General features: G+C 47.1%; 8 protein-coding genes. 7 read left to right on the top strand and 1 reads right to left on the bottom strand.

The annotated features are described in order from the left end of the window. Window positions 1-7: 7 nt before the first annotated feature. Window positions 8-988 (bottom strand): glycoside hydrolase family 43 protein, encoded by a 981-nt coding sequence (locus EKM84_RS11275; RefSeq protein WP_125765853.1) that lies wholly within the window; start codon window positions 986-988, stop codon window positions 8-10. 275 nt (window positions 989-1,263) lie between these two features. Here EKM84_RS11275 and EKM84_RS11270 point away from each other — a divergent pair, with 275 nt between their 5' ends. The 7 genes from EKM84_RS11270 (at window position 1,264) to cas9 (ending at window position 13,015) form a co-directional block, all read left to right on the top strand. After that, window positions 1,264-2,154 carry an ArsR/SmtB family transcription factor gene (locus EKM84_RS11270; RefSeq protein ID WP_125765852.1) on the top strand — a complete coding sequence of 297 codons (891 nt, stop codon included), beginning with the start codon at window positions 1,264-1,266 and terminating at the stop codon, window positions 2,152-2,154. Between the two features lie 86 nt (window positions 2,155-2,240). Further along, entirely contained in the window at window positions 2,241-3,326 is a 1,086-nt protein-coding gene (locus tag EKM84_RS11265; protein ID WP_125765851.1) for a GntR family transcriptional regulator, read from the top strand. A 435-nt stretch (window positions 3,327-3,761) separates the two neighbouring features. Further along, window positions 3,762-5,366, top strand: coding sequence for a xylulokinase (locus tag EKM84_RS11260; protein WP_125765850.1), 1,605 nt, complete (start codon window positions 3,762-3,764; stop codon window positions 5,364-5,366). A 25-nt stretch (window positions 5,367-5,391) separates the two neighbouring features. Beyond that, window positions 5,392-6,123 (top strand): L-ribulose-5-phosphate 4-epimerase, encoded by a 732-nt coding sequence (locus EKM84_RS11255; protein ID WP_125765849.1) that lies wholly within the window; start codon window positions 5,392-5,394, stop codon window positions 6,121-6,123. Window positions 6,124-6,486: 363 nt separating this feature from the next. Beyond that, window positions 6,487-7,911, top strand: coding sequence for an L-arabinose isomerase (araA, locus tag EKM84_RS11250; RefSeq protein WP_125765848.1), 1,425 nt, complete (start codon window positions 6,487-6,489; stop codon window positions 7,909-7,911). 782 nt (window positions 7,912-8,693) lie between these two features. Next, window positions 8,694-9,257 (top strand): sugar O-acetyltransferase, encoded by a 564-nt coding sequence (locus EKM84_RS11245; protein WP_125765847.1) that lies wholly within the window; start codon window positions 8,694-8,696, stop codon window positions 9,255-9,257. Window positions 9,258-9,874: 617 nt separating this feature from the next. Continuing rightward, window positions 9,875-13,015 carry a type II CRISPR RNA-guided endonuclease Cas9 gene (gene cas9 / locus EKM84_RS11240; RefSeq protein WP_125765846.1) on the top strand — a complete coding sequence of 1,047 codons (3,141 nt, stop codon included), beginning with the start codon at window positions 9,875-9,877 and terminating at the stop codon, window positions 13,013-13,015. Window positions 13,016-13,077: the final 62 nt, after the last annotated feature.

Below are 13,077 nucleotides of genomic sequence, written 5' to 3'. Positions count from 1 at the left end.
TTCGCCCCTATTTGTAATTGTATGGAACTGGCTTGCCAAAGTTTGGTGTGCCATCATCATTCCAAGTGAACGGCTGAACCATCGTGTGACGGTTTGGATCATACAGTGGGTCGCCCTTGATGTCGGTGTAGTTCCGGCAATGGTAAACTAAGATATCGGTTTTATCATCTTCGGCAACCGTGAAGGAGTTGTGACCTGGGCCAAATTGGTGAATTGGCATGTTGCTTTGGAAAACAGGCGTCTTGGACTTGGTCCAGTTGGCGGCGTCCAGCAAATCAGTATCTTCAGGAACACTCAGCATGCCCATGGCATAGTTTTCGTCGGTCGCGCTGGCGGAGTAGGTGAGGAAGAACCGACCGTTACGGTGTAACACGGCAGGACCTTCGTTGACCCAGAAAATCTTCGTTTCCCAGTCGTATTCAGGCTTCGTCAGCATCACTGGCTTGCTCTTCAGCGTCCAAGGATTTTCCATTTCAGCGATGTAGATGTTGGAGTTCCCTTTGATTGCGGGATCCTTTTGGGCCCAAACGTAGTACAACTTGTCTTGGGCTTCAAAGACCGTAGCATCTAAAGCGAAGGTATCCATTGGCGTTTCAACCCGGCCATGTTCGATCCAGTCGGATTCGTCACGCATGGGATCTGGATTGTCGCATTCAATACAGTACATCCGGTGTTGGAACATCCCGTTGTGGTCGAATTCCTTGGTATGGGAAGCGGCGAAGTAGATGAACCATTTACCATCAATGTAGTGTAATTCGGGTGCCCAGATCAATTGGCTCATGGCACCGCTACCATCTGGGTGTTTACGCCAGATAGTCCGGGGTGCAGCGTTGGCCAACCCGTTTAAGGTTTTTGCCCGGCGAATTTCAATTAAGTTGTAGGCAGGAACGGAAGCAGTGAAGTAGTAGTAACCATCAGTGTGCTTGTAGATGTAAGGATCTGCCCGTTGAACAATGAGTGGGTTGATGTAATCCTGTGCTTGTACCATATTAAATCAATCTCTCCTTTGGCTGAATAATTTGTAAGGACTTAAAATTGCTATTTCCAAATAAATCCTAATAAATAAGTACATATGAAATATACAACCGGATGAAAACGCTGTCAACCACTTTTGTTAATCTTTCTACAAAAAAGTTTGTTTTTCGTGGCTGGATTAACTATAATATTAAATGTTAGCGGATACATTGCCGATTAGTTTTGATTTACTTAACCTAATGGTAAATATTAAAGAGCAAAAAACTTTGTGAAGAGGAGCGCATTACGATGCAATTAGACTTAACAGAAACATCTTTACCGGTCTACGAGGCCTTGGCAAGTCCCGTCCGATTGAAAATCATTCAATTGTTGTCCGGTCAACCGATGAGTGTGCAGGATTTAGCTGGTCATTTGGATTTAAGCAGTGCCATCGTCACCAAACACCTGCGCAAGCTGGAGACGGCCGGGCTGATTGCCAGCAAGCGGGTTGGTCACCAGAAGATTTCTTCCTTACATGTCGACACGATTGAGGTCAAGTTCCCTCAGGCCATTTATCCAGACTTCAAGGTTCACCAGACCACCATCCCGGTTGGCCACTACACGGAGTACTCCGTGCAGCCGTCGTGTGGGTTGGCCGGTCCTGATGGCTACATTGGCAAGGTGGACAATCCCAAGTTCTTCATGTTTCCCGAGCGGATGAATGCCGGGATGATCTGGTTCAACGATGGGTATGTCGAGTACCGCACGCCTAACTTCCTCCAACGGGGGGAGCACCTGGAGATGCTCGACCTGTCCGTCGAGTTGGGCTCGGAATTTCCGTTCTCCAACAATACCTGGCCGTCCGACATTACGTTTTCCATTAATGGTAAGGAAATTGGCACGTGGCGGAGTCCCGGCGACTTTTCCGATATCCGTGGGAAGTATACGCCCGACTGGGTGCCGGACAACGTTAACCAGTATGGGATTCTCAAAATCTTGCGGGTCACGGACCACGGCACCTATCTGGATGGGCAACCCTTCACCGATGTTTGTTTGGATGATTTACCAACGGATCAGGAGACCTGGACCATTCGTTTCGAGGTTAAAAAAGATGCTAAAAAGTCCGGTGGCTGTACTATTTTCGGTCAGGGATTTGGCAACCATGATCAGAATATTGCGTTGTCTGCCTTCTATAGTTAATTGTCTAATGAATTCCGATTATTATGATATTTATTTGAAACGGCCGCCGAAAACCGGTAGAATAAGTGCATTGATGAGGTGCTAACATGGAAAATAAATATCAGAAAGTCAAAGATGGCTTAAAAGAAGATATCATCTCGGGCAAATATCAGGTGGATGAAAAGCTACCGACGGAGTCCGAGCTAATGAAACAATACGCGGTGAGCCGCTACACGGTGCGCCGGGCCGTGGGGGATCTGGAAAGTGATCACTTCATTTACCGGATTCAAGGGGGCGGTATGTTCGTCCAGGACTGGCATAAGGATTGGTCAACGCCAACCGATACCAAGTTGATTGGCGTCATCACCACCCATATCGCGGACTACATATTCCCGAATATCATTTCTGGCATCGACCAGGTGTTGTCCAAGGCCGGTTACTCAATCTTGATCAGTAACACGCATAACATGCACGATAAGGAGCGCAAGAGCCTCATCAACATGTTGGACAGCAAGGTGGCTGGGCTGATTATCGAACCCACCCAGAGTGCCTTGCCCAATCCCAACGAGGATCTTTATCAGGAAATCAAGGATGATGAGTTGCCGACGTTGTTCATCAACGCGCACTATCCCAAGCTGGACTTTCCCTACGTGGATACCGATGACCTGACCGCCGAGCAGAACATGATGCGCTACCTGTTTGAGCTGGGCCATAAGAGTATCCTGGGAATCTTCCAGGTGGATGATATCCAAGGGGTCTATCGGATGAACGGATTTGTCCGGGCCTACCAGGAGCATCCCGAGTATTCCTATATGAGTAACATCATCATGTACCAATCGGGGGAATCATCCGAGAAAATCTACGAGCGTATCAACGGCTACCTGCAGCAAACGGAGGCGCCAACCGCCATCGTCTGCTACAACGACCAGCTGGCGATTCATGTGATCGACTACTTGAAGTCTAACGGCGTCCGGGTCCCGGAAGATATTTCGGTCACGGGCTTTGATAACTATCAAATTGGGGAATACTTCACGCCGTCCCTGACGACCATGAATCACGAGAAGGAACGTATGGGGGCCGATGCGGCCAACGCCATGATCAAACTGCTGAACCATGATCAGGTGGAGAATATCACGTACCAACCAGAAATTGTGAAGCGTCATTCAGCGATTAAGCTGCCGGACGGGGAATAGTCGTCTGGTTTGATCAATAATGAGTATGAGCGAGCGAACTTGGTGAAACTGCCGGGTTCGCTTTTTTGTGGCCAAAATGGATTCGGCAAATTAAGGAACGCATGCCGTGAATTGTCAGAGACGACCGCGAATTGGAATGATTACTTATCCGGATAAGTACATAATCCAGGAAACAACCAATCTTTTGGACGTCGGTCTTGGCGAAAATAGGGCAGTTTCACCCAGTTATCTTCCATTTTATGGACGATAATCTTGCTGTAATTTCAGCCTAGCAAGAATTATAGACACCTAAACCCCTTGATACGATTGAATTAGGCGAATAATCCGTACAAATATAATTTGTTCTTGATTTATGCGAATAAAAATTGTACAATTCTTGTGTTGAGTCATAAGTTACAGAATTAACTAGCCAACAGCGCTAGGGAGGTTAATCGCATGAGTGCGGAGAATATTATTCAGGATGTTGAAAGCGGTAACATCTCGTTGGGGATCGAACTGGGTTCCACGCGGATCAAGGCCGTCTTAGTCACTCCCGACTTTAAAACGATTGCTTCGGGCAGTTACGTTTGGGAAAACGAGTTGAAGAAGGGCGTTTGGACGTATTCCTTGGAAAACGTTTGGGCCGGGATTCAAGCCAGTTACCAAGAAATGGCTGCGGAAGTACAAACGAAGTATCACGTTCCGTTGACCAAAATCGGGTCAATCGGGGTCAGTGCCATGATGCACGGGTACATGGCCTTTAATGAAGACGATGAGCTACTGGTGCCATTCCGCACTTGGCGGAACAACATCACGGCGCAGGCCGCCGATGAGCTGACGGATTTATTCGACTTTAACGTGCCACAACGTTGGAGTATCGCTCATTTGTACCAAGCTATCCTCAACCAGGAGGACCACGTCAAGGACGTGACGTTCTTCACGACGTTGGCCGGCTACGTACACTGGCAACTCTCTGGTGAACGGGTCATTGGAATCGGGGATGCCTCCGGGATGTTCCCAATCGACAGTTACACCAAAGATTATGATGAAAAATTATTAGAAAAATTCAGAGACGTTAAGTCCGTGCGGCAGTACCACTGGGATATCAAGGAAATCTTGCCCAAGGTGCTCTTAGCGGGTCAACCGGCCGGTAACTTAACGACCGATGGCGCCAAGTTATTGGATCCGAATGGCAACCTGACCGCCGGTAGCGTGATGGCACCGCCTGAAGGGGATGCTGGGACCGGGATGGTTGGTACCAACGCCGTTCGCGAACGGACCGGGAACATTTCCGCGGGGACGTCAGCCTTCTCCATGGTGGTCTTGGACCAACCCATGAAGGCCGTTCACCGCGACATCGACTTGGTCACAACCCCAACTGGTCTGCCAGTTGCCATGGTCCACACCAACAACTGTTCTTCCGATATCAACGCTTGGGTCAACCTGTTTAAGGAATTTGCCCAAACGATTGGGGTTGACTTGAAGCCCGACGAATTGTACGGGGCGTTATTTAACAAGTCAACGGAGGGCGATGCCAACGCCGGGGGCCTGTTGAACTACAGTTACCTCTCCGGTGAAAACATCACCAAGATGACAGCTGGCCGGCCACTGTTTGTCCGGACACCGAACAGCAACTTCACCTTGGCCAACTTCGTGAAGACGCAGTTGTACGCTGCATTTGCCCCATTGAAGATTGGCATGGACATCCTGGCTAACGAGGAACACATTCATTTGGATTCCTTGATTGCTCAGGGTGGCCTGTTCCGGACGCCTAAGGTGGGGCAACAGGTCTTAGCCGACTCGTTGAACACGCCAATCACCGTCACCAGTAATGCCGGCGAGGGTGGTCCTTGGGGGATGGCAGTCCTTGGCTTCTACGTCACGGACAAGGATACCAACGAAACGTTGGAGGACTTCCTGGACAACAAGGTCTTTGCCAATCCCGACAGCACCACGGTCGACCCTGACCCAGCTGGTGTGCAAGGCTCGAATGAATTTATCGCCGGTTACAAGGCCGCCTTACCCGTTGAAGGCAAGGCCGTCGACTTACTGGACGATTAAGCACTGATAGTTAAGGAGAAAGAATATGCTTGAAGATTTAAAACAAGAAGTTTACGAAGCCAACATGCGTTTGCCAAAACTGGGCCTGGTCTCATTCACTTGGGGCAACGTTTCCGGGATTGACCGCGAAAAGGGCCTATACGTCATCAAGCCTTCCGGTGTCGCATACGACGACTTGAAGCCAGAAGACATGGTTGTTGTGAGTGTCGCCGATGGCAAGGTCGTTGAAGGGGACATGAACCCTTCCAGTGACACGCCAACCCACACGTACCTGTACAACCATTTTCCAAATATCGGTGGGATCGTGCACACCCATTCACCTTGGGCCGTTTCCTTTGCCGCTGCTAAGATGGATATTCCAGCCATGAACACGACGCACGCCGACACCTTCTACGGTGACGTGCCGGCCGCCGATGCCTTGACTAAGGAAGAAATCGAAGAAGACTACGAAGGCAACACGGGGAAGACCATCGTGAAGACCTTTAACGAACGGGGTATCGACTACGAAGCCGTTCCCGCTGCGTTAGTTAGCCAACACGGTCCCTTCGCTTGGGGCCCAACCCCGGACAAGGCCGTTTACAACGCCAAGGTGCTCGAAGTGGTTGCCGAAGAAGACTACCACACGGCCCAGTTGACGCGGGCTAACCGTGAGTTGCCACAGTACTTGCTGGATAAGCACTATCTTCGCAAGCACGGCGCCAACGCCTACTACGGCCAAAACAACGCCAAGTCCAAGGAACATGCTGCTCGCGAGTAATATCCTTACCTGGATGCCTCGCCAAGTAGGTACGCCATCCCATGAGGCACGGCCGAAGCCAAAGAGCGGTCTTCGGCCTTGGGTCCAAGCCTCACAAAGGCGTGAGGCTTGACCCCATCCAGTGATGTAAGCCCGGAAGAACGCCGGCCTAACATCACTACCACGGGATTCTGTACCTACTTGGCTTCGGCGGCAACGATATGACGACGCGGAGTGACTGTCGTTCATTGAACAGTCATTGTCATAGTCAGTCGCACGCTCAGCTTCTTCTGGGGTATCGTGAGTTTTCACCGTCTCGGAGGCGGCCAGCTTAACCTGTCAAACGAAACTTAAAGATAAAAAATTAAAAGGAGTGTCATTATTATGTTATCAGTTCCAGATTATGAATTTTGGTTTGTTACCGGTTCCCAACACCTGTATGGTGAAGAACAATTGAAGTCCGTTGCCAAGGATGCCCAAGACATCGCCGACAAGTTGAACGCTAGCGGCAAGTTGCCTTACAAGGTGGTCTTCAAGGATGTCATGACGACCGCTGAAAGTATCACGAACTTCATGAAGGAAGTTAACTACAACGACAAGGTTGCCGGTGTGATCACTTGGATGCACACGTTCTCCCCAGCCAAGAACTGGATCCGTGGGACGGAATTATTACAAAAGCCATTGCTGCACTTGGCTACCCAATACCTGAACAACATTCCTTACGCCGACATCGATTTTGATTACATGAACTTGAACCAAAGTGCCCATGGTGACCGCGAATACGCCTACATCAACGCCCGTTTACAAAAGAACAACAAGATTGTTTACGGCTACTGGGGTGACGACGACGTGCAAGAACAAATTGCGCGTTGGGAAGACGTTGCCGTCGCTTACAACGAAAGCTTCAAGGTTAAGGTTGCGCGCTTTGGCGATACCATGCGTAACGTTGCCGTTACTGAAGGTGACAAGGTTGAAGCACAGATCAAGATGGGCTGGACTGTCGACTACTACGGTATCGGTGATTTAGTTGAAGAAATCAGCAAGGTTGCTGACGCTGACATCGACAAGGAATACGCCGACCTCGAATCTCGTTACGAAATGGTTCAAGGCGATAACGATGCTGACAAATACACCCACTCTGTTCGCGTCCAATTGAAGCAATACCTGGGAATCAAGAGTTTCTTGGAAAAGGGCGGTTACACGGCCTTCACCACGAACTTCGAAGACCTCTGGGGGATGGAACAACTTCCTGGTTTAGCCGCACAATTGTTGATTCGTGATGGTTATGGCTTCGGTGCTGAAGGTGACTGGAAGACCGCTGCCTTGGGCCGGGTTATGAAGATTATGTCCCACAACGACCGGACGGCCTTCATGGAAGACTACACGTTGGATCTGCGGAAGGGCCACGAAGCCATCCTCGGTTCTCACATGCTGGAAGTTGACCCTTCAATCGCTTCCGACAAGCCACGCGTTGAAGTTCACCCATTGGACATCGGTGGTAAGGCTGACCCTGCTCGTTTGGTCTTCACTGGTTCCGAAGGTGACGCCATTGACGTCACTGTTGCGGACTTCCGTGACGGCTTCAAGATGATCAGTTACGCCGTAGACGCGAACAAGCCAGAAGCTGAAACGCCTAAGTTGCCAGTTGCTAAGCAACTCTGGACGCCAAAGGTTGGCTTGAAGACCGGTGCCCTGGAATGGATGAAGGCCGGTGGTGGTCACCACACCATGCTTTCCTTCTCCTTGACGGAAGAACAAATGGAAGACTACGCTACCATGGTTGGCATGACCAAGGCTTTCATTAAGTAAAGTTGATTGAAAAGGAGTGGCCGCTCGCCGGTAAGGCGGACGGCCACTTTTCTTATCGCTTGTTCTTTGCGCTCCCGGCGGCAAGCCTTGCTCCCGCTGCTGTGGGGACCGACTGCGGCCTGAGGGGCGGTCCTCTGTCTCGCCTTGAAACCTCGCTGAGAAGCGCGAGTTTCCAAGGTCGTCCCATGCCCTAGGTCGGGAAAGAACCCCGACCAATGCCATCGACACAGCTGCGTCCGCAAGGTTGCCTCTGGTCGCTCACAAACGTTAAGAAAAGTGGCCAGGGTGGGGTGTGTAAGGGATTGTGCGTTGTCGGCGGCATGGATTAGTAATTTTACGGTTCTGAGCAATGCTGTTTCTAACAAGTATCGCGACACCTACAAGTAAAATGCGTGAGCATCAACAGAATAAATAAGGTCATCTCAAAATAACAAACAAGTCATTGACAATAAGAAGAATGACACGGTAACGGGCTAAACAAGTGTTAGCCGCAGGGCTGGTGAAAATGGGCCAGTCGTGGTAGTGACCAGAGGTGAGCCAAGCCGACCAGCTGTGTCGGTGGTCTTGGCTGAAGTTTTTTTTCAGCCTAGTCCACGGGACAACCTTTGCGACCGGTTTTTAGGCGCAAAGTTGAGGTGGAAGCCCGTTCCTTGGCTGGAACCGGCCCCACAGCAGGGCGGCTTGAGCTCACCGCCGGGAACGGACGCGACGAGGCCCATTTTCACCAGTCCGGAGGCGAAATAAACACTCGTTTAACCCGGAACCGGGAAAATGGAGGAATTATGGCTAAAAGTGAAAAACAAAAAATGATCACCGGTGAACTCTTCAACGTCTACGACCCAGAGCTAGTCGCTGAACGCGGCGTGGCTCGCGACCAGGTCGAAGCCTTGAATGCGTTAGGTGAATCGGACCCGGCTGCCAGTGAGCAACGGGTGAAGGCCTTATTTGGTGCGACGGGTGCGGGCGTTGAAGTTCACGCTACGTTCCGGTGTGACTACGGGTATAACATCTATGTGGGTGATGATTTCTTTGCCAACTATGACTGCACGATTTTAGATGTGGCGCCGGTCCGAATCGGCAAGCACTGCCTGCTGGGGCCCAAAGTTCAGATCTATTCGGTGAACCATCCGGCCGACCCCAAGCTTCGGCGTAATGGGGCCATGGGCATTGGCAAGCCCGTCACGTTGGGCGATGATGTCTGGGTCGGCGGTGGGGCCATCATTTGCCCTGGCGTGACCCTCGGGAATAACGTCATCGTGGCGGCCGGTGCGGTCGTGACTAAATCATTTGGCGACAACGTGGTCCTCGGCGGTAATCCAGCGCGCGTGATTAAAAATTTAAAGTAGGCTTGTACCATAAAACACAATTTTCGTAGGTAAAGACGCGAAGATTGTGCTTTTCTTTAGGTGCTTTTAGATAAATGCGCTTACATATAGAATTTAAAATAAAAGAAAACGGTTTACACAAAAGCTATATTTACTGATTTTCAAGGGGTGCATGAGAGAACACTAGTTATTGCACCTATTTGTTTGATAAGTCGGGTGTCGTTGAAATCAAAATACATTTCTGGCCGTCTATCCGACAAGTTGTGCCATCGCATGAGTTAACCGATATTCAAACTGCCGCTACCAATGAAGCAACGTTCGCATAAAATACCTCCTTTATTTGAGTTTGTACTCTGTTAGGTGGGCAGAATTATATGAGAACATACTAGGTGAGTGACGGAAAGCGTATATAATTAAATTTGTAACCGATTTCATAATAGACTTTTCAAACTATTCCAGTGGTGCTATACTCAATAGTGTCGAAAGACATAATAGTTTTCTCTTTTATACCCTAATTTGAGAGGAACTTAAAGTAAGGAAATGGTCATTCAGGTGATCATTTTCCGTGCAGCTCTGACCCCCACAAGTTAACTTGCGGGGGTCATCTGTTTATATAATTTTATTGGAGGCGCTCTTTAATGGGATACATTTTAGGCTTGGATATTGGTATTACCTCGATTGGTTACGCGGTTTTAGCGACTGATGCAACAGGAGTTCCTTACAAGATTCTGTGCTTAAACACAGTTATTTTTTCAAAGCCTGAGAACCCCAAAAACGGAGCGTCTCTAGCAACAGATACACGAAAACATCGTGGTAGTAGAAGGAACAATCGCCGGAGCAAATTCCGAAAGTTGCGAGTTAGACAATTATTTCTTCGGGAAGGTTTAGTTAATAAGTCTTTTATTTCTAAATTCTTATCTCAAAAGGCTCCCCACCAAGACATCTGGAAATTGCGGAGGCTAGCTTTGACCGAACCAATCAGTAATGAACAGGTCTTTGAGGTTTTGTATTATTTTGCTGGGCATAGAGGTTTTAAATCAAACCGGCGGTCAGAGCTTAAGGTAGTGGGATCTAAAGATTCAAAGGATAAGGAAGATAAGAAGGTTCTTTCGAATATTAACGAAAATAAGAAGAGAATTAGTGATTTTGAGTCATTGGGAACAATGATGGCTGATCTTCCTGAATTCCAGTTAAGAAAACATAATAAAGATTATCAAGAAGAGGCCACTATCTATCCGCTTCGAAAATGGTTGGTTGCTGAAGTTAATAAGATTATTACTAAGCAAAGGGAACTAGGCAATGCTCAACTTACCTCGGACTTTTCCAAATCCTATTTATCGATTTTTGAATCTCAGCGTGATTTTGATGAGGGTCCCGCGAGCCCTAGTCGTTTCGGCGGAAATCTAATTGAACGAATGGTTGGTATTGATTCCCTGGATCCCAATGAAAAACGTGCTGCTAAGCTGACAAATACTTTTTTCAGATTTAAACTTCTTTCTGACTTAAATAATTTGCAAATCCGTTATGCAATTGGTCAGTCTTATCTTCCATTAACAGTGGATCAGCGGCAGGTTATTTTGAAGGCTACCAACCTAAAATCTCTAACTTTTGCTCAAATTCGAAAAAAGTTGTCACTTGATGAAAAAGCCCGTTTTAATTTAGTGACTTATGATCTTAAAAAGACTTTTGGGAGCGTAGAAAAGAACAAGTATTTCTTTAAGAAAAACGGATTGGCTACTATTAATGAGCTCGTAGCAGATTCAGAACTTGTTGATCAAATTGGGACGGCTCTTTCATACTTTAAAGGGGATGCCAAGCGAAAGACGGAACTAACAAGGTTGGGTCTTAATGAAAATCAAATTGATCAATTGTTGCCATTGCAGGCCAAAGGATTTGGTCACCTTTCATTGAAGACAATGAAGGCAATTCTGCCGTACCTTGAGCAAGGAATGATCTACAATGATGCTGCTGACAAGGCCGGTTACGATTTCAAAAATAACAAGGTTGATCGACAATATCTCCGTAACAACATCAAAAATCCAGTAGTCAGCCGTGCAATTGCTAAAACATTAAAGGTAGTTAAAGCGGTCATTAATCGATATGGCAATCCAGACGCTATTCATCTTGAATTAACTCGTGAGATTAAACATAATTTTAAAGAGCGTTCTGAGATTAAAAAGCAACAAGATAGTAATGCAAGCAAGAACAATATTGTGGCCGGAAAGCTTGAAGAAAATGGTATTCCAGTAAATGGAATAAATATAACTAAGCAAAAGCTCTATGACGAACAACATGGTATAGATCTCTACACTGGGCGACCTATTAATTCGGAGAATCTTTTTTCAGATAATAGTTTTCAAGTTGACCACATCGTTGCCTATTCTAAAAGCTTTAATGACAGTTTCACGAATAAAGTTGTGACGGCTACACATTGCAATCAGGCAAAAGCTAATCAAACTCCGTTGGAATACTTGGGAACTAGTGAAACAGCTGCTGACGAATTTAGAACCCGTGTATTGGCAAACATTAAGAACCCTCGTAAACGGCAGAACCTGCTAAAGGAACATTTTACTGAGGAAGATCGGCGAGCTTGGAAGTCTAGAAACATTAATGATACTGGCTATATTAATCGTGTGCTGGGCCAATATTTCCGCCAGAACATCTCATTTTCTGGCGTTTTCAAAAGTCCGGTCGTAACTATCAATGGTGCGACTACCGCCTATATTCGAAAGCGCTACGGCATTTCTAAGAATCGGCAAGCTTCAGATTTGCACCACGCTGTAGATGCTGTTGTGTTAGGTTGTATTACGCCCAAATTTATCAGGCAGTTAACGGAGTATAGTGAGGAACAAGAAACTAAGCATAGCAAGCAGTTTTGGCAGATTGAACGAGATAAAAAATTTAGTGGCGCAACAGCCAGTGAATATCAAAATCGTATTAAGATGTTTCCACAACCATGGCTGGATTTCCGTGATGAACTTCTTGACCGGTTATCTAGTGACCCGGCCAAATTAATGTTTGGACATCATTGGGAACATTATTCTGAAGAAGAGATCAATAAGTTAAAGCCTGCTATGGTTATTCGAACTTCAAACCATAGAGTTACTGGGCCCGCACATGAAGAAAAAATATATTCCAGCAAGATTTATGCTGACACTGGAATGGGGCAAATTCGGGTGCCGATTAACTCATTGAAGTACGACGAGAAGAATGACGCAATCAAAGGCTATGCTTTAGAAGCTGACGGGAGTAACCAGGTGATTTATGAAGCTTTGAAAGAAAGACTGAAATCATTTGCAAATTTTAAGGCGAACAAAGCTGAGAAAAAATCGGCAAGTTCAACTAATAGTAAAGGATCAGAGCCTTTTCCCGCTAACAAGCTTGAAGTAATGATTGGTAATCAAAAACAGATTGTTTCTCATGTAAAAATATCGAAGCCTATTACATTGCCAGTGAAGGTTGGAAATGGTACAGGCCTCGCTCTAAATGGAAGTATGCTTCGTGTTGATATTTTTAGAAGACATCAGGACAACCAATTAGTTGGTGTGCCGGTTTATGTCTCCGATTCAGTAAAACATTCTTTACCAAATAGGGCTGTTTGGGGTTCTAGTTATTCGACATGGTATGAGATTCAACCTAGTGATAAGTTTATCCTGTCAATTGCCATTAATGATCTCATCGAAGTTCATAGCAGTGATCCATTGAAGCTGACTAATAACGTAACTCATGAGGATATTCGGTCCACCAAATTATTATGTTACTTTGTGAGCACCAAATAACTGACCGTATTGAAATGTAGATAAAAAGGGAAAGGGCGTCCTCGATTTTTGAGGACGCCCTT

The organism is Levilactobacillus mulengensis, assembly GCF_003946045.1.
GTDB lineage: Bacteria > Bacillota > Bacilli > Lactobacillales > Lactobacillaceae > Levilactobacillus > Levilactobacillus mulengensis.
The sequence above is the reverse complement of the archived record's forward strand: the minus strand, read 5'-3'. Positions and strand labels throughout refer to the sequence as shown.